Origin of the sequence: Pseudomonas sp. BNK-15 (genome assembly GCF_047456105.1) — a bacterium.
Taxonomy (GTDB): domain Bacteria; phylum Pseudomonadota; class Gammaproteobacteria; order Pseudomonadales; family Pseudomonadaceae; genus Aquipseudomonas; species Aquipseudomonas putida_E.
This window is the reverse complement of record NZ_CP179898.1, coordinates 906443-932822: the sequence shown is the minus strand read 5'-3', so window position 1 is coordinate 932822 and position 26380 is coordinate 906443. Positions and strand designations below refer to the sequence as shown.

The window sequence follows — 26380 nt, the reverse complement described above, 5'->3', positions numbered from 1 at the left end:
GAGGGCTTCATGATCCGCAGCAAACTGCCGAACGTCGGCACGACCATCTTCACCACCATGTCCCAGCTCGCCGTGCAGACGGGCGCGCTCAACCTTTCCCAGGGTTTCCCAGACTTCAATGGCCCGCAGGCTTTGCTCGATGCGGTTGGCCGCCATGTGTCCGCCGGGCATAACCAGTATGCGCCGATGACCGGCTTGCCGGCCTTGCGCCAGCAGGTGGCGGCCAAGGTCGAGCGCCTGTATGGGACCAAGGTCGATGCCGATCAGGAAGTGACCATCACCCCGGGCGCCACCGAGGCGATCTTCTGTGCCATCCAGGCGGTGATCCACGCGGGTGACGAGGTGATCGTCTTCGACCCCTGTTACGACAGCTATGAGCCCTCCGTGGCGCTTGCCGGCGGCCGCTGCGTGCACGTACAGCTCAGTGATGGCGACTTCGGTATCGACTGGCAGAGGTTCAGCGATGCCCTGAGCCCGCGCACACGCATGGTCATCCTCAATTCGCCGCATAACCCCAGTGGTGCGCTGATCACGGCTGAAGACCTGGACCAGTTGGCGCGCCTGATCGCTGACCGCGATATCTACCTGGTCAGCGACGAAGTGTATGAACACCTGGTCTACGATGGCGTACCTCATGCCAGCGTTCTGGCCCATGCAGAGCTGTACCGCCGCGCGTTCGTGGTCAGTTCGTTCGGCAAGACTTACCACGTGACCGGCTGGAAGACCGGCTACGTGGTCGCGCCACCTGCCTTGAGCGCGGAGCTGCGCAAAGTGCATCAGTACGTCAATTTTTGCGGGGTTACACCGCTGCAGTGTGCACTCGCGGACTTCATGGCCGAACACCCTCAGCATGTCGACGAACTGCCAGGTTTCTATCAGGCCAAGCGCGACCTGTTCTGCGACCTGCTCAACGGTTCGCGTTTCAGCTTTACCCGCACGGCCGGCACCTATTTCCAGCTGGTGGACTATTCGCAGATCCGGCCAGACCTGAACGACGTCGAAATGGCCCTTTGGCTCACCCGTGAACACGGCGTGGCGACCATTCCGGTGTCGGTGTTCTACCAGCAACCCATCCCCGAGCAACGCCTGGTACGCCTGTGCTTTGCCAAACGTGAGGAGACGCTGCGTCAGGCAGCGGAAAAACTATGCGCGATCTGAGTGCACTGCCCAACCTGAAAATCGCCCTGGTGCAAACGGCCCTGGCCTGGCACGACCGCGAGGCCAATTACGCGCATTTCGAGGTGTTGCTCGACCAGGCTGGAGATGCCGACCTGGTGATCCTCCCCGAGATGTTCACCACTGGTTTTTCGATGGAATCGGAAAGCTTGGCCGAGCCCGAGAACGGCCCTACCTACAAATGGCTCAAGGCTCAGGCCAAGCGCATCAACGCAGTGGTTACCGGTAGCGTGATCATCCAGGCCGCCGATGGCAGCCACCGCAACCGCTTGCTGTGGGCGCGCCCGGACGGCGAGATCCTGCACTACGACAAGCGCCACCTGTTCCGCATGGCCGGTGAGCATAAGCACTACACCCCGGGTGAGCGTCAGGTGCAGTTCGAGATCAAGGGCTGGCGGGTACGCCCGCTGATCTGCTATGACCTGCGTTTCCCGGTGTGGAGCCGCGATGCCCAGGATACCGACCTGCTGTTGTACACCGCGAACTGGCCGGCGGCGCGCCGCCAGCACTGGAACCGGCTGCTGCCGGCGCGGGGTATCGAGAACCTGTGCTTCGTGGCGGCGGTGAACCGGGTGGGCACCGATGGCAAGGGTTTCGCGTATTCCGGCGACAGCCAGGTGCTGGATTTCCAGGGTGAAAGCTTGCTCAGTGCGGGCGAGGCAGACGGGGTGTTCACGGTCGTGCTGAGGGCGGCGGAGCTTGCCAACTACCGTACCCGCTTCCCGGCCAACCTGGATGCCGATACCTTCGAGCTGCACTGAGCCAGCACCGCCCCCCGGTAGGAGCGGCCTTGTGTCGCGAAAGGGTCGCAGAGCGGCCCCAGCAATTGTTGCATCAATGCCGAAACATCGAGGGCCGCTTTGCGGCCCGTTCGCGACACAAGGCCGCTCCTACAGCGGCCAGCTGTGTCAGTTCAATCCCTGATCAGTAAACATCCCGCCGATAACGCCCGTCTTCGATCAACTGCTCGACCATTTCTTCACCGAGCATGCCCTTGAGCGCCGCATCAACTCCGGCCGCCATCCCGTGCAGGCTGCCGCAGACATACACATAAGCGCCATCGGCAACCCAGCGCTTGAACTCCTCAGCCTGCTGCAGCAATACATCCTGCACATATACCTTCTTGGCCTGATCGCGCGAGAACGCCAGGTCCAGGCGTGCCAGGTCGCCGCTCTCCAGCCAGGTTTGCAGCTCATCGCCACACAGCAGGTCATGCGCGCGGTTACGCTCGCCGAACAGCAGCCAGTTGCGCTGCTCGCCGGCATTGATCCGCGCCCGCAGCAGGCAGCGCAGGCCCGCAAGGCCAGTGCCGTTGCCGATCAGGATCATCGGCGCGGCGCTTTCGGGCAGATGGAAGCCACTGTTGCGCCGCAGGCGCAGGCCAAGGGTGCCATCGACTGGCAGGTACTCGGTCAGCCAGCCAGAGCCCAGGCCAAGGTTGCCGTCGGGGTGACGCTCCTGGCGCACGATCAGCTCCAGCACACCATCGCTGGCGATCGAGGCGATGGAGTATTCGCGGCTGCCGATCGGTGCCAGCGCATCGATCAGCGCTTGTGGCTGCAAGCCGATCAGGTGGTCCCGACGGGTTGGTAGCTGGCGGCCTGCCAGGGCTTGGCCGAGGGTCTCGCTCAGGCCGTGAAGCTGCACAGTGGCGTTGGCGTCGAGGGCCATGCCGCTGAGGAATGCATCCACGCGTGGCTGGCCATTGAGCGGCAGAACTTCTACCAGGTCACCGGCCTCCCAGCTGGCGGGCTCTTCAGGGCGCAGGCCGATCAGGTAGACCGATTGGCCTTGACTGCCTGGATTGAGCAGATCGCGGCTGACCAGGTTCCAGTTGCCGAAACTTGGCGGTTGCCAGGCAGCGACGGGTTGGGCGCCAGTCAGCTGCGCCAGTTCCTGCTGCCATTGCTGCAGGGCCGCCGGGTCGGCGTTGTCCACTTCCACCGGGCTGAACGCCGTGCTGGCACCGCGCTCGCCGAGCCATGCCTGCAGGCGCCGGGCAAAGCCGCAGAAGTGCGGGTACTGGCGATCACCGAGCGCCAGCACGGCATAGCTGAGCCCGTTCAGGGCCCAAGGCTGGCCCAGCACCTTGCGCTCGAAAGCGCGGGCGCTGTCAGGCGCTTCGCCGTCACCGAACGTGCTGACCACGAACAGCGCGCGGCGCGTCTGGCGCAGGTCCTCTTCGCCAAGGTCGGCAAGTGCACGTACTTGCACCGGCAAGCCTGCGGCCTGCAACTGCCCGGCGCTCTGCCAGGCCAGTTGCTCGGCGAAACCGCTCTGGCTGGCGAAGCCGATCAGCCAGCTGTCGCCGCTGGCGCTGGCGTTGGCGACGTGGCCGCGGGCGGCACGCACCTGGCGCTTCTTGCGGCGGCGGTCGAGGTACAAAAGCCAGCCGGTGACGAAGAACAGCGGCATGGTCAGGCTGGCGAGGGTGACGATGATCCGCCCCGGCAGGCCGAAGTATTCACCCACGTGCAAGGCATAAACACTTTGCAGCAGCTGGGCCTTGAAGGACTTGTCGGTGTAGCGTTCGTGGTTTTTCACCTGGCCGGTGGCAGGGTCCAGGGTCAGGGTATTGAAGGCGCGTGGGTGCGCGGCGCTGTCGAGCAGGTAGAACAGGCTGGCGGGCTGGCCGCCAGCAGGTGGCAGGCGCAGGTTGTACATGGCAAGCCCTGGCCCGGCAGCGTCCTTGAGGTTGGCCCAGATGGCGTCGTAGTCGACCACCAGCGGCGGTGGGTTCTTGTCCACCTTCTGCGGCCCATGGCGGCCACGGCCTTCGCCGCGCTTGTGCTGCTGTCCTGCGCCAGGCGCGTCGGCAAGCAACTTGTTCAGGCCTTCGCGGTACCACTCGTAGGACCAGAACAGGCCGGTCAGTGCGAACAGAAGGTAGAACAGCAGGCACCAGGTGCCGGCTACGGCATGCAGGTCCCAGTTGAAGGCGCGGCCTTTTTTGGCCCAGTCGAAGGTCAGCCAGGTGCGCCAGTTCAGGGCTTTGCGCGGCCAGCGCAGGTACAGGCCGGAGAGGCAGAAGAACACCAGCATCAGGGTGCAGGCGCCCGTGATCTGCCGGCCGGTGTCACCCATGGCCAGGAACCGGTGCAGGGTGAGCATCAGTTTGAAGAAGTCTTGCCCGGCGGCCTGGCCCTTGAGCTCGCCGGTATAGGGGTCGGCATAGCGCAACTCACCGCGGCGCTCGCCCGGCGGCGGTGTGAAGAAGACCCGTGCGGCGTTGCCTTCGCGTACATCGACCCACAGCATCGACACTTTGTCGCCTTGGGCGGCCTCGACCCTGCGCACCAGTTCAGCCGGAGGCAGCACGCCCTCGGCGCGCACCTCGACCTTCAACACGTCAGCGTTGAAGGCGCGCAGCAATTCTTCCTGGAACGAATAGAGCGCACCGGTAATACCCATCAAGGCCAGCACCAGGCCAGCGGTGATGCCAAAGAACCAGTGCAATTGGAACAGCGTCTTCTTCACCACATCGTTCACCTTGTGTTGCTGCCGCGCCCTGCGCGGGGTGCATTATGCCTTGATACGCAAAAGCCCCGCTCATTGGAATGAACGGGGCTCCGGGTTGCTGCTTTAGAAGTGGACGCTGGTGGTCAGCAATGCAGTCCTGCCCGCCGCCTGGTTGGCGAAGTGGGTGGAGAACGCTTTGTCGTAGTACACCTCGTTGGTCAGGTTCTGCACGTTAAGTTGCAGGTCGACGTTCTTGGTCAGCTTGTAGGCGGCCATGGCGTCGTAACGTACATAGCTGTCGACCATGGTGGTGTTGGCTACGTTGCCGTAGACGTCATCCACATAGAAGGCGCCGCCGCCGACCGTCAGCTTCGGGGTGATCGAGTATGTGGTCCACAGGCTGGCGCTGTTGTTAGGCGTGTTTGGCAATTGGTTGCCATCGTTGGCCTTGCCCAGCGGGCCGCCGTCGATCTGGCGGGCCTGCAGGTAGGTGTAGCCGGCGAACACTTGCCACTTGTCGGTGAGCTTGCCGCTGGCCGAGAGCTCGATGCCCTGCACGCGGGTTTCGCCGACGTTTTCGTAGGTGGTGGTGTTCACCTGTACACGGGCGTTTTCCTTCTCGGTACGGAACAGCGCAGCGGCCAGCGACAGGCGCTCGTCGAGCAGGTCCCACTTGGTGCCGATTTCGTAGTTGGTGGTTTCTTCCGGCTCCATGTCGCTGGCCAGGAGGTTGCCACCACGGTCGGTGGTGCCCGATAGCGGGTTGCCTTCGGTACCCTCGCCGAGCATCGCCCCGGGCGGGGTGGCTGAAGTGGCATAGGACACGTAGATGCTACCGTTCTCGGCCGGTTTCCAGACCAGGCCCAACTGGCCGGTGAAGAACTCGCTGGTGTCGCGGCCTTTGGTCGGGACGCCGTTCTTGTTCACCACTGTCGCGCCGGAGGCATCGTAAGTGCGGAACTTGGTATCGAAGTGGTCGTAACGCAGGCCCATGTTCAACAGCCACTCAGGCGTCAGCTCCAGGGTGTCGAAGGCGTAGATTGCGCGGGTCTTGCTGCTGGTCTTGGTGCCGGCGTAGTTGCGCGAGATCGTGCCATCCCAGGCATCGTCGGGGTTCGGGTCGCTCAGCGAAGTACAGCTGCCACCATTGCCCGGGCCGGTGCAGGTGAGCTTGCTGTTTGGCGACACCGTGTAGCTTTGGCGGTCCGAGTCTTCCTTGCTGAACTCGACCCCGGTGGAGAAGTTGTTCTTGAAACCGCCCACGAAGAACTCACCGAACAGGTCGGTCTGGTTGGTGGTGGTGGCAGTGTTGCCCACACGGGTATTGGCACGACGCCATACGCCGTTGTTGTTGACGTTGCCCAAACTGTCGTCTGGCTGGGTCAGGATGTAATCCTGCATGCTGTTGCCATGACGCAGGGTGTTCTTGATGGTCAACGAGTCGCTCAGGTCGTGTTCCACGGCGATAGTAGCGATGTCCACACGGGTCTTGCGGAAGTCGCGACCGGTCAGGCCGTAGAAATTGTCGCTGTCACCGCCGTCGATCGGCTTGCTTGGGTGCGCCGAGGTGCGGGCGCTGCTGCCACCGGTAGGGATGCTGTACGGGATGCCCGAATCCGGCAGGTCGTCGCTTTCCAGGTGGTAGTAGTCAAGGTTGACGCGGGTTGGCGTGCCCAGGCCGAAGGCCAGGGATGGGGCGATACCCCAGCGGTCATAGTTGACCTTGTCCCGGCCGGCAACGTTGCTCTCATGGGTCATCAGGTTGAGACGGCCGGCAGCGGTGTCGCTGAACTGGTAGTTGCCGTCAAAGGTGTAGCGCTGGGTCTGGTCGCTGCCCCAGGTCCAGGCACCGTCCAGCGAGTTGCCCAGGTGTGCACGCTTGCTCACCAGGTTGATGGTGCCGCCTGCCGCGCCGCGGCCACCGATGGCCGAGTTGGGGCCTTTGGCCACTTCCACCGATTCGATGGCGAAGATTTCACGGGTCTGCGCACCGGTATCGCGTACACCATCCAGGTAGGTGTCACCCTGGGCGTCAAAACCACGAATGAACGGGCGGTCGCCTTGCGGGTTGCCGCCTTCGCCTGCACCAAAGGTGATGCCTGGCACAGTGCGCAGGGCATCCTGCAGGCTCAGGGCATTGGTGTCCTTGATGACTTGCTGGGGGATTACGGTAACCGAGCGTGGGGTGTCCACCAACGGCGCGGTGTACTTCTGCGAGGAGGCCTTTTCGACCTTGTAATCGGTGCTGGCCTGTTCAGCCTTGCCATTGACGCTGGTGGCATCGAGGGTGATGGCGCTGTTGGTAGCCGGATCGGCGGCGTAGGCGGACGAAGCGCTCAGGGCGACGCCGATGGCGGACACGATCAGGCGTGGAGAACTCACTGCAGATGGCACGTATTGACGCATTGTTATGGACCTTCCCCAAGGTGTGAAGGCCGCGGATCATAATGCAAGTGATTGCAGGTCACAATTGAGATTCGTTACCATTCACTGCGAACTTACAATCTTTACAAATTCTCTTTACGGTTTAATCAAGCTGAAACGTCTCGGGTGAAGAAAGGGCTTGTACGGCGTAAAAGGGAATCAATATCATTGCCACCTTTACACTCCTTAACGGTGCCGCCGCCATGCTGCTTCATATCCCCGGCCTGTTCGACGCCAATGAGCTTGCCCGCATTCGCGAGGCCCTGGAGCAGGCCGATTGGGCCGACGGCAAGGTCACGGCCGGCTATCAGTCGGCCAAGGCCAAGCACAACTTGCAGTTGCCAGAAGGCCACGCGCTGGCGAAGGAAATCGGCAGCGCGCTGATCGATCGCCTGTGGAAAACTCCACGGTTCATGTCGGCGGCCCTGCCGCACAAGGTCTTCCCGCCACTGATCAACTGCTACCGCGAGGGTGGCAACTTCGGTTTCCACATCGACAATGCCCTGCGCCAGCCAAAAGGCAGCCCGGAGCGGGTGCGCACTGACCTGTCCTCGACGCTCTTCCTGAGCGACCCGGACAGCTATGACGGCGGCGAGCTGGTGATTCAGGACACCTATGGCGAGCAGCAGGTCAAGCTGGCTGCCGGTGACCTGGTGCTGTACCCGGGCACCAGCCTGCACAAGGTCAACCCGGTGACGCGCGGCGTGCGTTATGCGGCGTTCTTCTGGACCCAGAGCCTGGTACGGGAGGACAGCCAGCGTGCGTTGCTGTTCGAGATGGACAATGCCATCCAGCAACTCACCGCCGATGTGCCCGAGCACCCCTCGTTGCTGCAATTGACCGGCACCTACCATAACCTGCTGCGCCGCTGGGCAGAGGTCTGAGCCGTGTCCTATCAGTTGCGCCGTGAAGAAGTGCTGGATGTCGCTGGCCTCAAGGCCATGCTCGAAGACAGTCCGGGCAAGGCCGCCCAGGCGATTCTCGCGGCGGCAGGGCAGGGCGTGATCGAAGCTCAGTTGCTGCTCGGGCAGATCCTGCTCGACGGCCGCGGCATCGAAGCGGATGCCGAAGTGGCCCGGCGCTGGTTCGGCATTGCTGCCCAGGGTGGCAGCGCCATGGCGCACAACATGCTCGGGCGTTGCCTGGAGCATGGTTGGGGCGGCGAGGTGAATGTGGCGCAGGCTGCGGTTCACTATGCCCGCGCAGCCGATGCCGGGTTGGATTGGGGCCTGTATAACCTGGGCAACCTGCTGGCTACCGGGCGGGGGGTACCGGCCAATCAGGCGCAGGCATTGATGTGCTACGAGAAGGCTGCGCGGCTGGGGCATGCCAAGTCGATGAACCTGTATGGGCGTTACCTGGAGCAGGGTATCGCTACGGCGCCCAGCCCGGCGCGGGCAGTGCGCTGGTACAGGCGTGCCGCCGAAGCGGGGGACTTTCGCGGCATGTTCAGCCTGGCGCTGGTGCTGGTAGAGCGTGGGCAGATGGCCGAGGCAGGGCAGTGGCTGGAGCACGCGCGGGTTGAGGGGAACATGAATTTTCTGCGCAGTGCTTTGGCGACCTTGCAGGGGGCGGGGCCAGGGTTGATGGCCTTTGCGGCGCGGTATGCCGCAGAGATAGAACAGCGCGAAGCGTGATGGGGTCAACCTGAATGAAAACGGGGCCTTTCGGCCCCGTTCTGCATTACAGGTAGTAGGCCTTCAGCGGCGGGAAACCGTTGAATTCCACCGCGCTGTAGCTGGTGGTGTAGGCACCGGTCGACAGCCAGTAGAGGCGGTCACCGATCGCCAGGTTCAGCGGCAGGCCGTACTTGTAGTGCTCGTACATGATGTCGGCGCTGTCGCAGGTCGGGCCGGCGATGACCACTTCTTCCATCTCGCCTTTCTTTTCGGTCCAGATCGGGAACTTGATGGACTCGTCCATGGTTTCGATCAGGCCGGAGAATTTGCCCACGTCGGTGTACACCCAGCGCTCGACGGCGGTGCGCGACTTGCGCGCAACCAGCACTACTTCGCTGACCAAGATACCGGCGTTGGCGATCAGCGAACGGCCTGGCTCGAGGATGATTTCCGGCAGGTCGTCACCGAAGTCTTCCTTGAGGAAGCGGATGATCTCTTCAGCGTAGGTTTCCAGGCTGTTGGTGCGGGTGATGTAGTTGGCCGGGAAGCCGCCACCCATGTTGATCAGCTTCAGCTCGATGCCGTCTTCTTCCTTCAGGCGCTCGAAGATCACCTTGACCTTGGCGATGGCGGCGTCCCACACGCTGATGTCGCGCTGTTGCGAACCCACGTGGAAAGAAATGCCGTATGGCACCAGGCCCAGATCGCGGGCCAGGATCAGCAGGTCCATGGCCATGTCGGTCTGGCAGCCGAACTTGCGCGACAGTGGCCAGTCGGCGGTGGTGGAGCCTTCGGTGAGGATGCGTACGTAGACCTTGGAGCCCGGCGCGGCCTTGGCGATGTTGCGCAGGTCGGCTTCCGAGTCGGTGGCGTACAGGCGCACACCTTTTTCAAAGAAGTAACGGATGTCCTTGGACTTCTTGATGGTGTTGCCGTAGCTGATACGGTCGGCGCTGACGCCACGGTCCATCACCTTGTCCAGTTCGTAGATCGAGGCGATGTCGAAGCTCGAACCTTTCTCTTTGAGCAGGTCGATGATCTCGACCGCCGGGTTGGCCTTGACCGCGTAGTAGACCTTGGCGAACTCGAAACCGGCGCGCAGGTCGTCGTAGGCCTGGCTGATCATCTGGGTATCGATGAGTACGAACGGGGTTTCCTGCTTGTCGGCGAACGCCTTCATTTTCTGGAAGGTGTCACGCGCGAAATAGTCTTCGACCTGGATCGACATGCTCAGGGACTCCATGGGCAAACTGAAAAGATAAGTGGCTGCAAACTGAACGTCCTCCGTATCCCCACTTTGGTTCGCCTACTCAGTACTTGAGCCGGATGGATCGTTTCCAGCATGGACGTTCGGCGCGCACTTTAGGGCGTGAAGAACGCAAGATCAACAGGTAATCCGGGCGTGTCGACCCAAGATCGACGCGTTGCCACTTGAATAACCGACTTGTGTGACCGGTAGATGTTCCCCGCGCGTTGGCAGGCGTAAAAAATTGTGGAATAGACCGTTTCGGGCTCGTTACGGGCAAGCCCGCCCTCACAGGGATAGTGCGGTTTCTATAGCGGCGCCCATACCCGCGAGAAAGGCGAAGGTGTTCATATTTATGGCCACGTTCATGGGCAGTGCAGTGCGTGAAATCACTCATAAATTTTTTGTTACCGACTGGCGGATTTGCTGTGCTTTATGAGAAATATTACTATTCGCGCCATTATCTGCCCCCTTGCTGACGACCCCGACCGTGTCCGGACACAAAGGCTTCCTCGACCATTACCAAGAGCTGATCGGCACCTGGACGCGCAAGCTGCGCAGTCGTCAGCAGGCCGAGGACCTCACCCATGACGCCTTCATACGGGTTCTGGAAAACCCGCGCGAGCAGGTCGAGCAGCCACGCGCCTACCTTCACCAGACCGCCCGCAACATTGCGGTGGACGGTTTTCGCCGCGAAGACCGGCGCCAGGCGCTCGAGCTGGAAGCCTTCGATGAAGGGGCCGGCGGCACGGGCGACCCCGAGGCGTATGTCCATGCCCTGGAACTGGCCGCCAGCGTCGAGCGGGCGCTGGCCGAGCTGCCGCTCAATTGCCGACGGGTGTTCATCTGGCAGAAGCTCGAGGGGCTGACCCAGGCCGAGATCGCCGAGCGCATGGGTGTGACCAAGAACATGGTCGAAAAGTATATGATCCGCACGCTCCGGCATTTGCGTGAGCACCTGGATGTGTCGGCAAGATGAGTCAGGAGACCTTGTCCATGAAACAGCACGGTACCGAGACCGTCCGCCAGCAGGCGGCCGAGTGGTTCGCACGCGTGCAGGATGCACCGGGCGATGCCGTGCTGCTGGCACAGCTGCATGCCTGGCTGGAGGCTGATCCGCAACACAGCGAGGAGTATGAGCATCTCGTCAGCCTGTGGCGGGCCGCCGACTTCATACCGCGCCAGCGCCTCGAAGCGCTGTGCCAACCTGAGCCAGTGCAGCAGTTGCCTCGGCGGCGTTTCCTGCGCCAGGCACTGGCAGCCGGCGTGGCGGTAGTTGCCCTGGGGCTGGGCTTCAGTGGCTGGCAGTACCAGCGCCTCAATCACCAGGCGCAATTGCAGACCGCCTTTGCCGAGCGCCGTCAGGTATTACTGCCGGACGGATCACAGCTGGAACTCAACGGCGCTACGCAGTTGCAGGTCGACTACAGCCCGGGGCGACGGCAAATTCGGCTTGATGCCGGCGAAGCGATGTTCATTGTCGCCCACGACAGCAACCGGCCGTTCGTGGTCGATACCGCACAGGGCCGTGTGACCGTCACCGGTACCCGCTTCGATGTGCGGTTGGACCCTGGCGCCACCCGTGTTGCAGTGGAGCAGGGCTCGGTACGCGTGCAGGGCAAGGATGCTTCGCTGGCGCAGCTGACGGCGGGCCTGGGCATACAGATAGATGCACAAGGCAAGCTTGCTTCGCCCTATGCGGTCGACGCCGCGGCGCTTACGGCGTGGCGCCAGGGCAAACTGGTCTTCGACAACGCCACCTTGGCTGAAGTGGTGGCCGAAGCCTCGCGCTATCGCACCGAGCCATTGCGCGTTGCCCCCGGCAAGGTGGCGCAGATGCGCCTGTCCAGCACCTTCAGCATCGATGATACCGATGCACTGCTGCGCGCCTTGCCGAGCATCCTGCCGGTGGCGATCAAAACCCGTGAAGACGGCTCTCGCGAAATAATCGCGAAATAGATTCAGGTTTTTTTCGGCTCGTTCGTCTTCCTCGCCAGCTGCAACTGCCAAGCATTTCCATTTGCATGCAGTTGGCGTTTATCCCGAACTTCAGGATGTCTTGACGACGTGAACAACAACAAACCTTTGCCACGCTTGCGCGGCATGGCGCTGGCCCTCGCGGTCAGTGCCGTGGCAGTCAATAGCCATGCCGAACAGGCCAACGCCGCCATCCAGATCCAGGCTCAACCTTTGGCTTCGGCGCTCAGCCAATTGGGCCAGCAAACCCACCTGCAGCTGTTCTACAGCCCTGAGCTTGTGGCCGGCAAGCAGGCCCCGGCGGTGTCCGGCAAGCTGGCGCCGGTGCAGGCCCTGCAACAGTTGTTGCAGGGCAGCGGGCTGACCTTCGAAATGTCCCAGGATACCGTGGTGGTAAAGCCGCTGCCGACCACCCTCGACCTGGGCAGCGGTAGCCTGGAACTGGCGCCCACCGATATCAACGTGGTGGGTGACTGGCTGGGTGATGCCGATCAGGCCGTTGTGCAGAACCACCCCGGTGCGCGCACCGTGGTGCGCCGTGAGGCCATGGTGGAAAAGGGCACGATGAACGTGCGCGACGCACTGCGTGGCATCCCGGGCGTGCAAGTGCAGGACTCCAACGGCACAGGTGGCAGCGACCTGTCGCTCAACGTAGGTGTACGCGGCCTGACGTCGCGCCTGTCGCCTCGCTCTACCGTGCTGATCGATGGCATCCCGGCCGCTTTCGCCCCTTATGGGCAGCCGCAGCTGTCCATGGCGCCGATCTCCTCGGGCAACCTCGACAGCATCGATGTGGTGCGCGGTGCCGGTTCGGTGCGCTATGGCCCGCAGAACGTCGGTGGGGTGATCAACTTCGTCACCCGGGCGATCCCGCAGCAGGCTTCGGCGGAGCTTTCCACCACCCTGGAGACCTCGCAGCACGGCGGTTGGAAGCACACCGAGTCGGCCTTCGTCGGCGGCACTGCCGACAACGGCATGGGTGTGGCGCTGCTGTACACCGGGGTGAACGGCAACGGCTACCGGCAGAGCAACAATGGCAACGACATCGACGACGTCATCCTCAAGACCCACTGGGCACCGACCGACGTTGACGAGTTCTGGCTCAACTTCCATTACTACGATGGCCGTGCCGATATGCCCGGTGGTTTGACCCAGGCCCAGTACGACAGCAATCCGTACCAGTCACTGCGTGATTACGATTACTTCGCCGGGCGCCGCAAGGACGTGTCGTTCAAATGGCAGCGCCAACTCGACGAGGCCACCCAGTTCGAAGTGCTGACGTATTACACCGACAGCTTCCGCGGCAGCACCATCGCCTCGCGTGACATGAAGACCCTGTCGTCCTACCCGCGCAATTACCACACCTTCGCCATCGAGCCGCGCGTTTCGCGGATCTTCTTCGCCGGCCCCACCACCCAGGAAGTCAGTGTCGGTTACCGCTACCTCAAAGAAGCCATGCGCGAACAGTCGACCCGCCTGGCGCTGATCGACAACGTTCCGACGCCTACCCCGACGTCCGACGGCCATGTATTCCAGGACCGCAGCGGCGGCACCGAGGCCAGCGCCTACTACATCGATGACAAGATCGACGTCGGCAACTGGACCATCACCCCGGGTGTGCGCTTCGAGCACATCAACACTGACTGGCGCGACCGCCCGGTGCTGGGCGCCAACAACCGCCCGGTGGCCGAGAAGAAACGCAGCATCACCAGCAATGAACCGCTGCCTGCGCTGAGCGTCATGTATCACATCTCCGATGCCTGGAAGGTGTTTGCCAACTACGAAACGTCGTTCGGCAGCCTGCAGTACTTCCAGCTGGGCCAAGGCGGTACCGGCAACAGCACGGCTAACGGCCTGGAGCCGGAAAAGGCCAAGACCTACGAGGTGGGTACGCGCTATGACAACGGCGCTTTCGCCGGGGAGCTGACGGCCTTCTACATCGACTTCGACGACGAGCTGCAATACATCAGCAATGATGTAGGCTGGACCAACCTGGGCGCCACCAAGCACCAGGGTATCGAGGCGTCTGTACGCTACGACCTGGCCGGGTTGGACCCGCGCCTGGAAGGGCTGTCGGTGAATGGTGGCTACACCTACACCCGCGCGACTTATGAAGGGGAGATTCCTGGCTTCAAGGGGCGCGACCTACCGTTCTACTCACGCCAGGTGGCTACCGCCGGCCTGCGCTACGCGGTCAACCACTGGACCTGGAACCTGGACGCCTACGCCCAATCCAGGCAGCGCGCGCCGGGTACGGGGATCAATGCCGACGGGAGCTTCAATGGCGACTACATCACCGAGCCGAGCGCTGATGGGCAGTATGGCGACATTCCGGGTTATGTGACCTGGCATGCGCGTGGTGGCTATGAGTTCGGACCGAAGATGGCCAATTTGAAGCTGGCGGCGGGGGTGAAGAACCTCTTCGACAAGCAGTACTTCACCCGCTCCAGCGACAACAATGCCGGCATTTATGTAGGCGAGCCGCGGACCTTCTATGTGCAGGCCAGCGTGGGGTTCTGATAGCAGCAGTGCCTCAATCGCCGGCAAGCCGGCTTCCACATTGACAGCAGCGCTGCTGAACCCTGTGGGAGCCGGCTTGCCGGCGATGGGAGCGCGAAGCGCTCCCTTTGATCAGGAAACCACCGCCTCAGCCGGTGAGACGATGCTGGTCTTGGCCCCGCGCGATCTTCCCGAGCTCAGGTAAGCCGCGATCGACTCCTGCGTCACCTCGCCCAGGAACACCTGCTCGGCATCGAGCACCGGCAACCAGGCGCGGTTGAACTCGTACATCCGCGACAGCAGGATGCGCAGATGCTCATCGTGGGAAGCCGTTGCATTGAACTGGCGCAGGAAGTCCGCGCACGTGCCTTGCTGGCGGTGCATGTCGCGCCGGCGTACATACCCCAGCGCCTTGTTCTGCGCATCGGTGACCACCACATAGCGGCGGTCGTGCTCGTCCAGCAGCTCCAGCGCATCGCTCACGGGCGTTTCTGGGCTTACCGACGGGGCGTTGTCCGCCGCATCTTCGGCGCGCACCAGCAACAGGCGTTTCAAGGTGCTGTCCTGGCCCACGAAGTTGCTTACGAAGTCATCCACCGGGTGCGCCAGCAAGGTGTCCGGGTGGTCCAGCTGCAGCAACTTGCCGGCGCGGAAAATGGCAATCTTGTCGGCCAGCTTGATCGCTTCGTCAATGTCGTGGCTGACCATGATCACGGTCTTGTTCAGCGCCCGCTGCATTTCGAAAAACTCGTTCTGGATCATCTCGCGGTTGATCGGGTCGACTGCGCCGAACGGCTCGTCCATCAACAGCACCGGCGCGTCTGCAGCCAGCGCACGGATCACCCCGATGCGCTGTTGCTGGCCACCGGACAGTTCACGCGGGTAGCGTTGCAGGTACTGCTTGGGCTCGAGCTTGATCATGTGCATCAGCTCACGGGCGCGGTCGTGGCACTTCTGCTTGTCCCAGCCGAGCAGGCGCGGGACCACGGTGATGTTCTCCTCGATGGTCATGTTGGGGAACAGGCCGATCTGCTGGATCACATAGCCGATATGGCGGCGCAAGGTCACTTCGTCCAGGCCGCTGGTGTCTTCGCCATTGATGAACACTTGGCCGGAGGTTGGCGTGATCAGGCGGTTGATCATCTTCAGCGTGGTGCTCTTGCCACAGCCCGAGGGGCCGAGGAATACGCAGATTTCGCCTTCGTTGACGGTCAGGCTGACCGACTCGACGGCTTTGACGTCCTTGCCGTTGACGTTGAAGGTTTTGCTGAGGTTCTTGAGTTCGATCATGAGCGCAGTCCTTCTGGAGTCAGGGCACGTTGCAGGGTTTGCAGGAGCAGGTCGGCGATGATTGCCAGCAGGCTGACCAGTACGGCGCCGACCAGCAGCATCGACATGTCGCTGCGGCTGATGGAGGTGAGGATGAGTACGCCCAGGCCACCGGCACCGATGGTCGCGGCGATGGTCATCACGCCAATGTTCATCACCACGGCAGTGCGCACGCCGGCGAGGATGACGGGGACGGCAATGGGCAGCTCGACCATGCGCAGGCGCTGGCCGAAGGTCATGCCGATACCGCGCGCGGCTTCACGGATGCCAGGCTCGACGTTGGTCAGGGCAAGGTAGGTGTTGCGCAGGATGGGCAGCAGTGAATAAAGAAACACCGCAGTGATCGCAGGCAATGGCCCCAGGCCCTGGCCGAACTTGGAGTAGAACGGCAGCAGCAGGCCGAACAGGGCAATCGACGGGATGGTCAGCAGCACTGTGGCGCTGGCCTGCAGTGGCCCGGCCACCACCGGGAAGCGGGTCATCAGGATGCCCAGCGGCACGCCGACCAGGATTGCCAGGCCAACGGCAATGCCGACCAGCATGATGTGCTGCCAGGTCAGTTGCAGCACCAGGGCCCAGTCGAGGTGGGCGAAGGTATCGAGCAGGCTCATGGCTGCACCTCCTTGAGTGGGTGCTCTCGCAGGAATGCTGCGGCCACGGCAGTCGGGCTCTGGTGATCGACGTCGACCTTGGCATTGAGCTGGCGCATGGTCTCGTCATCGAGCTGCTCGGCCAGTGGCTTGAGCAGAGCGGCCAGTTGCGGGTTGGCATCGAGCACGGCCTTGCGCACCACTGGGGCCGCGGTGTAGTCGGGGAAGTAGTGCTTGTCGTCTTCCAGCAGCTTGAGGTTGAACGCACTCAGGCGGCCGTCAGTGGTGTACACCAGGCCGGCGAACACCTGGTTGTTGTGCATGGCGGTGTAGACCAGGCCGGCGTCCATCTGCCTGATGTTGGCTCGGCCGACTTGCAGGTCGTAAATCTCCTTCAGGCCTACCAGGCCGTCAGGGCGGTTGGCGAACTCGGTGTCCAGGGCTACCAGGTGGTTGCGCTGGCGCTCGTCGCGCAGCACTTGGTTGAGGTCACTGATCGTGTTGATCTGTGGGTAGGCCTCGGCGACCTGTTTGGGCAGGCCCAGGGCGTAGGTGTTGCTGAACTTGGTCGGGGTGAGCCAGATCAGGTCCTTCTTGGCATCCAGCGCCTTGACCTTGGCGTAGGTGGCTTCGGCACTGGGCATGCGCTCTTCGATGTGGTTGTACGACACCAGCGACACGCCGGTGTACTCCCACATCAAGTCCAACTGGCCGGTCTCCTGGGCCTGGCGGGCGAGACTGCTGCCAAGGCCGCTGGTGACGCGCACATCGAAGCCATTGGCGCGCAGGTATTGGGCGGTGATTTCAGCGAGTACGGTCTGCTCGGTGAACACCCGTGCGCCGATGCGCACCAGGGGTTTTTCCGCCGCTTGGGCAAAGCCTGCGAACAGCAGGGCCGCGCCCAGCAGCAAGGCGATTCTCTTCTTCATACGTTGCCTCTTTTTTATTGGGCCAGGCCACGTTCCAGCCAGCGCTTGCTGGAGAAACTCACCGCGGCATCCAGCGCCAGTGCCAGCAACGCCGTGCAGGCCGCGCCAAGCAGCAGCTGTGGCTGGTTGTTCAGGGCAATGCCGGGGAAAATCAGGCTGCCCAGGCTGTTGGCACCGATCAGGAACGCCAGGGGCGCAGTGCCCACGTTCAGCGCCAGGGCCACGCGCACACCGCCGACGATGATCGGCACGGCATTGGGCAGTTCCACCTGCCACAGTTGCTGGCGCGGGGTCATGCCGATGCCGGTGGCGGCTTCCTTGAGCGAGGCGGGGACGTTTTTCAGGCCTTCGTAGGTGTTGCGCACGATAGGCAGAAGGGAGGCGAGGAACAGCGCGAAGATCGCGGGCCCGGCGCCGATGCCCAGGATACTGAGGGCGATGGCCAGAACGGCCAGAGGGGGAATGGTGTTGCCAACGTTGAAGAACTGCATGAAGCGCTCGGCTTTGTCGACCCGGTGCGGTCGACTCAACGCAATGCCGGCGGGGATGCCCACGGCCAACGCCGCCGCCATCGAAGCCAGCACCAGTACCAGGTGCGCTTGCAGGTAGAACCCAAGATCGTCGCGGTAACGCGCGATCGTGTCGATGCCGATCCAGTGAACCAGCAGGGCCAGGATGACGAGCACGGCGGCCCATCCCAACAGCCCTTTTCCGTAGCGTGTAGCCACAGGCGGACTCCTTGTGTTGTCGGCGAGCACACTCTTTTTATGGCCGGCCATGGCTGGCGGCGAGTGGTGTGTTCGCGATTAGCAGCGTGAAGCAACCGAAGGCTGCGATCAGGCCATGAGCCGAACCCCGTCGGGCCCGAAAATGCTGATGAAACCAGTCCCCAAGCGAAGCGGGTTGCAGGGGAGTGGACGTCTCCGAGGGCGTAAAGGTTCCCATCTGCAGCGGCATTTGGCCAGTGTTAATCACTGGGGCGAGTGTTTTTTCGTACTAAAAAACAGCGTGAATCCTACGTAAAGGCGTTGGTTTACCTGCTATCTGTCTACCTGTGCTGATGGACAGAATTTCCCTTCTCGATCCTGGTGGTAGGTGACAAGTGCGGGGTCAGGGAGCACAGGTTTTATCAGGTGTTGATCAAGCAAGCAGACACTCGCTTTGAAAACCACTTGTCCAGAGGAGAGAAAGATGTCCAAGACGCTTGATGAGGTCATCAACGAATTGTCCCCTGAGCGCAGGGAGAGGGTGGAGCAGCTGGGTCGTCAATTGATTCGCGAAGAAATGACGCTTCAGGCATTGCGTAAGCAGCTTGAACTCACGCAAGAAGGTTTGGCAGAACGCTTGGACATGCGTCAGGGCAACATCTCCAAGGTGGAGAAGCGCAGTGACATGTTGATTTCGACCCTGCGCAGCTATGTGGAAGCCTTGGGCGGCACTCTGGAACTCGTTGTGAATATACCTGGCCGCCCTCCTGTGACGCTTGACGGTTTTTGTGAAAGCCAGGCGAAACGCGCCTGACTGACCATCGTTTACCAACGGAGGGGATCAAATTTTGGTCCCCGCCCAACTTCAGGTATGATATCGCCCCTTTTTGAATCCCCCAGTCAGGCGATTTCCCATGACCAACCAGGCCGCCGAAGTCGCGAAGCGCCGCACTTTCGCAATCATTTCCCACCCCGACGCCGGTAAGACCACCATCACCGAGAAACTCCTGCTGATGGGCAAGGCCATTGCCGTCGCCGGTACCGTGAAGTCGCGCAAGTCCGACCGCCACGCCACCTCCGACTGGATGGAAATGGAGAAGCAGCGCGGTATTTCCATCACCACCTCGGTGATGCAGTTCCCGTACCGCGAGCACATGATCAACCTGCTCGACACCCCCGGCCACGAAGACTTCTCGGAAGATACCTATCGCACCCTGACTGCAGTGGACTCGGCGCTGATGGTGCTCGACGGCGGTAAAGGTGTAGAGCCGCGGACCATTGCCCTGATGGACGTCTGCCGCCTGCGCGACACGCCCATCGTCAGCTTCATCAACAAACTCGACCGTGACATCCGCGACCCGATCGAACTGCTCGACGAGATCGAAGCGGTACTGAAGATCAAGGCCGCGCCGATCACCTGGCCGATCGGTTGCTATCGCGACTTCAAGGGTGTGTACCACCTTGCCGGCGACTACATCATTGTCTACACCCCGGGCCATGGCCATGAGCGTACCGAGGCGAAGATCATCGAGAAGCTCGACTCTGATGAAGCCCGTGCCCACCTGGGTGACGAGTATGACCGCTTCCTCGAGCAGCTCGAGTTGGTGCAGGGCGCCTGCCATGAGTTCGATCAGGACGAGTTCATCAATGGCCAGCTGACGCCGGTGTTCTTCGGTACCGCACTGGGCAACTTCGGTGTCGACCATGTACTTGACGCCGTTGTCGACTGGGCGCCGCGCCCGCTGGCCCGTGTAGCCCACGAGCGTACCGTGGAGCCGGTTGAAGAGAAGTTCACCGGCTTCGTGTTCAAGATCCAGGCGAACATGGACCCGAAACACCGCGACCGTATCGCCTTCATGCGCATTTGCTCGGGCAAGTACGAGAAGGGCATGAAGATGCGCCACGTGCGTACCGGCAAGGATCTGCGCATCGGTGACGCGCTGACCTTCTTCTCGTCCGAGCGCGAGCAGCTCGAAGAAGCCTACGCTGGCGACATCATCGGCTTGCACAACCATGGCACCATCCAGATCGGCGACACCTTCACCGAAGGCGAGGCGCTGGGCTTCACCGGCATCCCGCACTTCGCCCCGGAACTGTTCCGCCGCGTGCGCCTGAAGGACCCGCTCAAGTCCAAGCAGCTGCGCCAGGGCCTGCAGCAGCTGGCCGAAGAGGGCGCGACCCAGGTGTTCTTCCCAGAACGCAGCAACGACATCATCCTTGGTGCGGTCGGTGTGCTGCAGTTCGACGTGGTCGCCAGCCGCCTGAAGGAAGAGTACAAGGTCGAGTGCGCCTACGAGCCGATCACCGTGTGGTCGGCACGCTGGATCAGTTGCGACGACAAGAAGAAGCTCGAAGACTTCCAGGTCAAGGCCATGGAAAACCTGGCCATCGACGGTGGCGGTCACCTGACCTACCTGGCCCCGACCCGGGTCAACCTGTCGCTGATGGAAGAGCGCTGGCCGGACGTCAAGTTCCGCGCTACTCGCGAGCATCACTGATCCTGGGAGGGCTATGCCCTCCTTTTCGCGACACAAGGCCGCTCCTACAGCTGTAGGAGCGGCCTTGTGTCGCGAAAGGGCCGCAAAGCGGCCCCATTTCAGTTCCCCGCCTTGATACTGGTCCAGATGCGCGTACGAATGCGGTCGATCTTGGCCGGCATCGCCTCCAGCGCATACAGCTTGCCCATCATCTCTTCGCTCGGATAAATCATGGTGTTGCCCTTGAGTGCCGGGTCCACCAGAGCGTCGGCCTTGAGGTTGCCGTTGGCGTACTGCACATGGTTACTGATATTGGCCATCACCTGTGGCTGCAACAGGTAATTCATGTAGGCATAACCCGCCTTCTCATCCGGTGCATCGGCCGGCATGGCAACCATGTCGAACCACATCGGTGCGCCTTCCTTGGGGATCGAATAGCCGACCTTCACCCCGTTCTTCGCTTCATCGGCGCGGTTTTTCGCCTGCAGCACGTCACCCGAGAACCCTACCACCACGCAGATATCGCCATTGGCCAGGTCACCTGTGTACTTGGATGAATGGAAGTAGCTGATGTACGGGCGAACCTTCATCAGCAGTTCCTTGGCCTTTTCGTAGTCCTTCGGATCTTTGCTGTGGTGCGGCAAGCCCAGGTAGTGCAGGGCGATGGGTAACAGTTCAGGGCCGTTGTCGAGCACGGCGACCCCACAGCTCTTGAGCTTGCTCATGTACTCGGGCTTGAAGATCAGGTCCCACGAATCCACCGGGGCGTTGTCACCGAGCACGGCCTTTACCTTGTCGATGTTGTAGCCGATGCCGGTACTGCCCCACAGGTACGGGAAACCGTACTGGTTGCCGGGGTCGTTGACCTCCAGCGCCTTGAGCAGCACCGGGTTGAGGTTGTTCCAGCCGGGTAGCTGCGACTTGTCCAGCTTCTTCAGGGCCTTGCCCTGAATCTGTCGGGCCATGAAGTGGTTGGAGGGGAACACCACGTCGTAGCCTGAGTTGCCGGTCATCAGCTTGCCGTCGAGGGTCTCGTTGCTGTCGTACACGTCGTAGGTCGGGTTGATGCCGGTGGCCTGCTGGAAGTTCTTCAACGTGTCGGGGGCCACGTAGCTGGACCAGTTGTAGATCTTTACCGAGTCGGCGGCGTTGGCCACGCTGGCGGCCAGCATCAGGGGAGCGAGAAGGAGGGTGCGCATGTCGGGTTTACCTTGCTTTGTCTGTTGTTTTCGAAGGCAGGCGATCAGCGGATCAGAAGATCAGTACGTAGGTCTTGCGCACGGTTTCCTGGATATCCCAGATGCCCATGCTGTTGGCCGGTAGCATCAGTGCGTCTCCGGCTTCTATGTGAAGGGGCTGGCCACCGTCGGGTGTGAAGGTGCAGCGGCCCTTGATGAAGTGGCAGAACTCCTGCTGCGCGATCTGCCGCCGCCAGCGCCCGGGCGTGCATTCCCAGATGCCGGTTTCGACGCCATCGCTGCGTTCCACGCAGGTGACCGAGGTCACTGCCACGGGTTCGCCAAGCGGCACCGCGACCGGGTTGGAGCTTTCCAGCACGGCGCTTTCGGTGTGTTTGAACTGGGTGATGCTCATTACCGTTGGATCCTGTGTGGGTGAAAGGGAAGTCAGTGCATGAAGCCTTCCATGAAGTCCGCCAGCGAGCTGGCCAGGCGCCGCCGCCATGGCACGGTGGCGGGGTTGGCGAGGGTTCGGTCCTCGTGCACGAAGCTCTGGATGATCGCGTTGTAGCCCAGCCAGCGGCAGGGCTCGGGCGGCCAGCTGGCCAGGCTCGACAGCGGACGGTTGTCGAGCACCCAGGGTTGCGCGGTCAGTTCGTTGTGCTGGTTGAGGATCAGCGCGGCCAATGTGCGCCCACCGAGGTTGGTGGCGCCGACACCTTCACCGCCATAACCGCCGGACAGGGCAATACCGCGCTGGCGGTCACACAGCATGTGCGGGCGGAAGCGCCGGGCCATGCCCAAGTTGCCACCCCACGAATGGGTGATGCGCACATGCTTGAGTTGTGGGAACAGCTCACTGAACAGGTAGCGGCGCAGTTCGACTTCGGCCTCTGTCAGGGTGAAGTCTTCGCGCAGCCTACCGCCGAAGCGGTAGCCGCCGCGGGCGCCGAACACCAGGCGGTTGTCGGCGGTGCGTTGGCCATAGGTGACCTGGCGGCTGCTCTCGCTGAAGGCCTGGCCTTGTGACAGGCCGATCTGCTCCCAGGTCGATTCGGGCAGGGGCTCGGTGGCCACCAGCAGGCTCTGCACCGGCAGTTGATGCTTGCCCAGCGGTGGCAGGCTGGCGGCGTAGCCCTCCACAGCAGGGACCATCCACTGGCAGCGGATGCGCGCCAGGGGTGCCCGTACTTCACCGGGCTGCCAGTCGACGGCGGGGGTGTTTTCGTAGATCGGCACGCCCAGCGCTTCAACCGCCCGGGCCAGGCCACGCACCAGCTTGGCGGGTTGGATGGTCGCGGTATGCGGGCTGTAGATCGCGCCGTAGGCGTTGCTCACGCGAAGCTGGGCGTCCAGTTGCTCAGGGCGCAGCCAGCGGTAGTCATCCTCGGTCATGCCCTGGCGGTAGAGGTCATCGAGGTAGGCACGCAGGCTGCGCTCCTGTTCCGGGTAGCGCGCGGCGCAATACAGCACGCCGCCTTTGCGGTAGTCGCAATCGATGCCTTCGCGTTGCAGCACGCGGTGGACTTCGTCGGGGATGCCATGCAGCAGGTCGATGCTGGCGCGGCGTTGTTGCGGCGACAGGGTGGCGAGCAGGCGGTCTTCACCGAGCATGTTGCCCATCAGCCAGCCGCCATTGCGCCCAGAGGCGCCAAAGCCGGCAATGTTGGCCTCGATCACGGCGATGTTCAGCTGTGGCGCCTGGCGCTTGAGGTAGTAGGCGGTCCAAAGCCCGGTGTAGCCAGCGCCGATGATGCACACATCGACGTCGAGGTCTTCGCGCAGGGCCGGGCGGGCGCACAGTGGCTCTTCAAGCTGGTCCATCCACAGGCTGAGCGTGCGCAAAGGTTGCATCGGGTTCGGCTCCACATCCGTCAAGGTCTGTGGGCGATCCTAGTGGCGTTCAGCGCTGGCTGTCTTACGTGCGTGCACGCAGGGAAATTTGCTTCAGATAGGCCTTGGGCGTAAGCCCGGTGTGTTCGCGGAAGCACTTGTAGAATGCCGACAGGGAGTTGAAGCCCGCGCTGAACGCCAGGTCGTCGATCGGCGCCCCGATCCTGTCGTCATCCAGGCTGGCCATCAGGTGCTGCAGGCGGGCCTGGTTGACGTAGCGGTAGAAGCTTTGCCCCAGCACCTGGTTGAGCAGGTAGGAGATCTGGTTGCGGCTGTAGCCACTGGCATCGGCCACCTGTTGCAGGTCCAGTTCCGGGTCAAGGTAGGGGCGCTGGCGCTGGAAGTAGTGCTCCAGGTCCTGGGCCATGGTCGACAGCTGTCGCGGCGAAAGGCCCAGGCGGCTGACGGCTGGGCGCGGGCCGCTGCTGGCAAGCCCCTGGCTGTTCTGGCGGACCAGCGTGGCGTACTCGTTGACCCGCCAGATCAGCCCGTCCTTGACCGTGATCGCTTCGCTGGACTGAAACGCCACCAGGCCTTCGCCGCCCTGCACCGTGACCTGGTACTGGATGAATGCCGTGCTGCCGTCAACGCGGATACGGTCGCCATGGACGATGTCCTCGCCGGCCTGGTGGGGCAGGCAAGCGCGGACATAGTCACGCAGCGCGTCGTAACCGAGCACGCGGTTCTGGAAAAAATCGTGGTATTGCACGTCCGGGTGATAGAGCGCAATCACCCCGTCGAGGTCGCGGTGCTTCCAGCACAGGTGGTAGCGCAGCACGGTTTCGGCGGTGATTGGCGTTTGTTCAGGGCCGTCCGATAATTCATTCAATGTCATTCAGCGATAGTGCCGAGGCTTGCAACGTCAAGCAAGAGCCAACTGAATCTAGCATTTTAAGCCGCATTCCCAGAGGCTGAAGTCTCTGGGGGCTCGGGTATTACTCAGCTTCCTGATAGCGGGGGAACAGTACTCGAGTTTCGTTGATGCGAAATCCCGGTGCTACCGAGCGACCGTGATAGAAGTTGGGGGACTGGCCGGCATCTAAGCAGCCCAGGTTTTGCAGCAACTCGGCCATGCTGACGGGCATGACTGGCCACAACGTAAGCGCGCCATGGCGTAGGGCTTCCAGGCAATCATGCAGGATATGACCTACGTATACGAGGTTTTCAGGCTGCTTGACTAGCCGGTAGGGCTCGGTGAGGTTCACGTACTGATCGATTGTACGAAAGATTGTGAGTGCTGATGCAATCATCTTGTCGTATTGGAATGCTTGGGCCTTTTCTCGGGACGATAGGCTAAGCTCTCTGATGGCCTTGGAGAAATCGCTGGCAACAGCCGATTTTGCGGGTACGATACCCTCAAAATAGCGATTGACCATCCCTATGATTCGACTGAAACAATTTCCCACGGTATTGGCGAGGTTCGCGTTGTAGCTTTCTAAGAGACGCAAATGCGCAAAATCCGAGTCGCTGGCGCCCACTGGCCCCGCGCTGGCGAGATAGAAACGCATGCTGTCCACCCCAAATTTTTCACAGTAATGGCGCAAAAGGTCGGTGCCTACGAAATTGCCCATGCTTTTCGACATCTTTTCGCCTTCGCGTATCCAGAAACCGTGGGCGAGGATGTTGCGTGGCAGATCCAGCCACTGGTTACCCTCTACCTGTTTCAGGGCCAGCAACATGGCAGGCCAGATTACGGCATGGAACCAGAGGATGTCCTTGCCAACCACCTGGAGGGTCGCCGGCCAGAGGTGACGACGCTCTAGGGTGTCGATTGCGGTAAGGTAGTTGAACAGTGCGTCGACCCAGACGTAAACCACATGCGAAGTGTCGCCGGGAACATTGATTCCCCAAGCGTCGGCGTTATGTCTTGAAATAGGGATGTCGCTGATTCCATCTTGTATCCTTGCAACGATTTCAGCACTACGGCTAGCTGGATGAATTCTCAGTTGACCGGTGTCGAGCAGCGCCAACAATTGCTCTTGGTAGCGACTTAGGCGAAAGAAATAGTTATTTTCACTGCGCTGAATCAGAGGCTTTTTATTGATTGGTGACTTGTATTCATACTGCTTTGCCTTGGTGTCGGATATGTATTCCTCTTGGCCCGCGTCATACCAGCCTACATACTCACCTAAATAAACATCCCCGGTAGTCATAAGCTGTTCAATACGTTTGCGTACAGTTGCCTTGTGACGGGGTTCGCTGGTCCTGATGAAATCATTGAAGTCGATATTGAACATTGTGAATGCTTGACGAAATGCATCGGCATTGTTCTGTGCCCATGTTTCTACAGGCACTTCCTGAGCTCGCGCTGCTTCTATTACCTTAGTCGAGTGTTCATCCGTCCCGGTCAATAAGAATGACTCATTATTTTCGAGCTGCGCCGTGCGAGCTCCGATATCGGCGAGCAGGGTTGAAAATACATGGCCAATATGTGGGGCGTCATTCACGTAGTAAATGGGAGTTGTGAAATAGCGAGTTGATCTCATTGCCTACATCCGGGGAAGGTGGAATAAGGCAAGGTAGCGGGTAGGGTGAACATAGTAAATAAACAGAATGTTTAGATTGCTTCGTATGATTTTTCCTATAAAAGCTCCTATATGCGCTTCTGTGGGTTGTTCACAGGCAGTTGGTGGCGCCCGGGCGCTGTATGAGCCTGCAGCATGCACTTCTCGATACCGCACCTCCCCGACACTCCGTTAAGGACCTTACTTTCATGGCCTGCTTCTTAAAACCGCCGGGTCGGATCTTGGGGGGCGTTGCATAAACCCTGAGTGGTGAGCCTCGATTCGGGTGTTTTGCACGGTCCTAGGACGCACGCTTGAGCTAAGCCATTGATTTGGCAGCATGTCATTTTTTGACACAACTGGCACAGCCTCT

General features: G+C 61.6%; 21 protein-coding genes. 9 read left to right on the top strand and 12 right to left on the bottom strand.

The window, feature by feature from the left end; genetic code table 11:
* The first annotated feature begins 9 nt into the window (after positions 1-9).
* Together ACMGF5_RS04210 and ACMGF5_RS04205 are read left to right on the top strand one after the other, a co-directional pair.
* Entirely contained in the window at positions 10-1158 is a 1149-nt protein-coding gene (locus tag ACMGF5_RS04210) for a pyridoxal phosphate-dependent aminotransferase (RefSeq protein WP_119687742.1), read from the top strand.
* Positions 1146-1937, top strand: coding sequence for an amidohydrolase (locus tag ACMGF5_RS04205; protein WP_046784476.1), 792 nt, complete (start codon positions 1146-1148; stop codon positions 1935-1937). Before ACMGF5_RS04210 ends, ACMGF5_RS04205 begins: the two co-directional genes overlap by 13 nt.
* 163 nt (positions 1938-2100) lie before the next feature.
* Here the strand turns inward: ACMGF5_RS04205 and ACMGF5_RS04200 are convergent, their stop codons facing one another.
* Together ACMGF5_RS04200 and ACMGF5_RS04195 are read right to left on the bottom strand one after the other, a co-directional pair.
* Complete coding sequence (locus ACMGF5_RS04200) at positions 2101-4656, bottom strand: PepSY domain-containing protein (protein WP_414157587.1); 2556 nt, start codon at positions 4654-4656, stop codon at positions 2101-2103.
* A gap of 102 nt (positions 4657-4758) precedes the next feature.
* Complete coding sequence (locus tag ACMGF5_RS04195; protein WP_414157586.1) at positions 4759-7041, bottom strand: TonB-dependent receptor; 2283 nt, start codon at positions 7039-7041, stop codon at positions 4759-4761.
* Positions 7042-7262: 221 nt separating this feature from the next.
* On the opposite strand from ACMGF5_RS04195, the gene ACMGF5_RS04190 reads away from it, so the two are divergent.
* On the top strand, positions 7263-7943 hold the full coding sequence (locus ACMGF5_RS04190) for a Fe2+-dependent dioxygenase (protein WP_039602751.1): 681 nt from the start codon (positions 7263-7265) through the stop codon (positions 7941-7943).
* Positions 7944-7946: 3 nt separating this feature from the next.
* On the top strand, positions 7947-8696 hold the full coding sequence (locus tag ACMGF5_RS04185) for a tetratricopeptide repeat protein (protein ID WP_115273924.1): 750 nt from the start codon (positions 7947-7949) through the stop codon (positions 8694-8696).
* 46 nt (positions 8697-8742) lie between these two features.
* Here the strand turns inward: ACMGF5_RS04185 and ACMGF5_RS04180 are convergent, their stop codons facing one another.
* Entirely contained in the window at positions 8743-9906 is a 1164-nt protein-coding gene (locus tag ACMGF5_RS04180; protein ID WP_046784472.1) for a type III PLP-dependent enzyme, read from the bottom strand.
* Between the two features lie 508 nt (positions 9907-10414).
* Here ACMGF5_RS04180 and ACMGF5_RS04175 point away from each other — a divergent pair.
* The 3 genes from ACMGF5_RS04175 (at position 10415) to ACMGF5_RS04165 (ending at position 14421) form a co-directional block, all read left to right on the top strand.
* Positions 10415-10903, top strand: coding sequence for a sigma-70 family RNA polymerase sigma factor (locus ACMGF5_RS04175; protein WP_115275494.1), 489 nt, complete (start codon positions 10415-10417; stop codon positions 10901-10903).
* A gap of 17 nt (positions 10904-10920) precedes the next feature.
* Positions 10921-11883 carry a FecR family protein gene (locus ACMGF5_RS04170; RefSeq protein ID WP_414157585.1) on the top strand — a complete coding sequence of 321 codons (963 nt, stop codon included), beginning with the start codon at positions 10921-10923 and terminating at the stop codon, positions 11881-11883.
* 108 nt (positions 11884-11991) lie between these two features.
* Entirely contained in the window at positions 11992-14421 is a 2430-nt protein-coding gene (locus ACMGF5_RS04165; protein WP_414157584.1) for a TonB-dependent siderophore receptor, read from the top strand.
* Between the two features lie 111 nt (positions 14422-14532).
* On the opposite strand, the gene ACMGF5_RS04160 is transcribed toward ACMGF5_RS04165, so the two are convergent.
* From ACMGF5_RS04160 to ACMGF5_RS04145, 4 genes are read right to left on the bottom strand one after another with little or no spacing between them, the layout of a single operon-like run.
* Entirely contained in the window at positions 14533-15690 is a 1158-nt protein-coding gene (locus tag ACMGF5_RS04160; RefSeq protein WP_115273927.1) for a betaine/proline/choline family ABC transporter ATP-binding protein, read from the bottom strand.
* On the bottom strand, positions 15687-16340 hold the full coding sequence (locus ACMGF5_RS04155; protein ID WP_012316120.1) for an ABC transporter permease: 654 nt from the start codon (positions 16338-16340) through the stop codon (positions 15687-15689). The genes ACMGF5_RS04160 and ACMGF5_RS04155 overlap by 4 nt, the downstream gene beginning before the upstream one ends.
* Positions 16337-17248 (bottom strand): glycine betaine ABC transporter substrate-binding protein, encoded by a 912-nt coding sequence (locus ACMGF5_RS04150; protein ID WP_414157583.1) that lies wholly within the window; start codon positions 17246-17248, stop codon positions 16337-16339. The genes ACMGF5_RS04155 and ACMGF5_RS04150 overlap by 4 nt, the downstream gene beginning before the upstream one ends.
* A 14-nt stretch (positions 17249-17262) precedes the next feature.
* Positions 17263-17976 carry an ABC transporter permease gene (locus ACMGF5_RS04145; protein WP_012316118.1) on the bottom strand — a complete coding sequence of 238 codons (714 nt, stop codon included), beginning with the start codon at positions 17974-17976 and terminating at the stop codon, positions 17263-17265.
* A 463-nt stretch (positions 17977-18439) separates the two neighbouring features.
* Here ACMGF5_RS04145 and ACMGF5_RS04140 point away from each other — a divergent pair, with 463 nt between their 5' ends.
* Together ACMGF5_RS04140 and ACMGF5_RS04135 are read left to right on the top strand one after the other, a co-directional pair.
* Positions 18440-18769 (top strand): XRE family transcriptional regulator, encoded by a 330-nt coding sequence (locus tag ACMGF5_RS04140; RefSeq protein ID WP_115273929.1) that lies wholly within the window; start codon positions 18440-18442, stop codon positions 18767-18769.
* A gap of 100 nt (positions 18770-18869) precedes the next feature.
* A complete protein-coding gene (locus ACMGF5_RS04135) occupies positions 18870-20453 on the top strand; it encodes a peptide chain release factor 3 (RefSeq protein WP_012316117.1) in 1584 nt (527 codons plus the stop codon).
* Between the two features lie 98 nt (positions 20454-20551).
* On the opposite strand, the gene ACMGF5_RS04130 is transcribed toward ACMGF5_RS04135, so the two are convergent.
* The 5 genes from ACMGF5_RS04130 to metG all read right to left on the bottom strand — a co-directional run bounded on the left by ACMGF5_RS04130 (position 20552) and on the right by metG (position 25989).
* On the bottom strand, positions 20552-21631 hold the full coding sequence (locus ACMGF5_RS04130) for a polyamine ABC transporter substrate-binding protein (RefSeq protein ID WP_046784466.1): 1080 nt from the start codon (positions 21629-21631) through the stop codon (positions 20552-20554).
* Positions 21632-21683: 52 nt separating this feature from the next.
* Positions 21684-22025 carry a cupin domain-containing protein gene (locus ACMGF5_RS04125; RefSeq protein WP_039604408.1) on the bottom strand — a complete coding sequence of 114 codons (342 nt, stop codon included), beginning with the start codon at positions 22023-22025 and terminating at the stop codon, positions 21684-21686.
* Between the two features lie 32 nt (positions 22026-22057).
* Positions 22058-23464, bottom strand: coding sequence for an NAD(P)/FAD-dependent oxidoreductase (locus tag ACMGF5_RS04120; RefSeq protein ID WP_039604407.1), 1407 nt, complete (start codon positions 23462-23464; stop codon positions 22058-22060).
* A gap of 64 nt (positions 23465-23528) precedes the next feature.
* Positions 23529-24338 (bottom strand): helix-turn-helix domain-containing protein, encoded by an 810-nt coding sequence (locus tag ACMGF5_RS04115; protein ID WP_414157582.1) that lies wholly within the window; start codon positions 24336-24338, stop codon positions 23529-23531.
* 100 nt (positions 24339-24438) lie between these two features.
* Positions 24439-25989, bottom strand: a complete 1551-nt coding sequence (gene metG / locus ACMGF5_RS04110; protein ID WP_414157581.1) for a methionine--tRNA ligase — start codon at positions 25987-25989, stop codon at positions 24439-24441.
* Positions 25990-26380 lie beyond the last annotated feature (391 nt).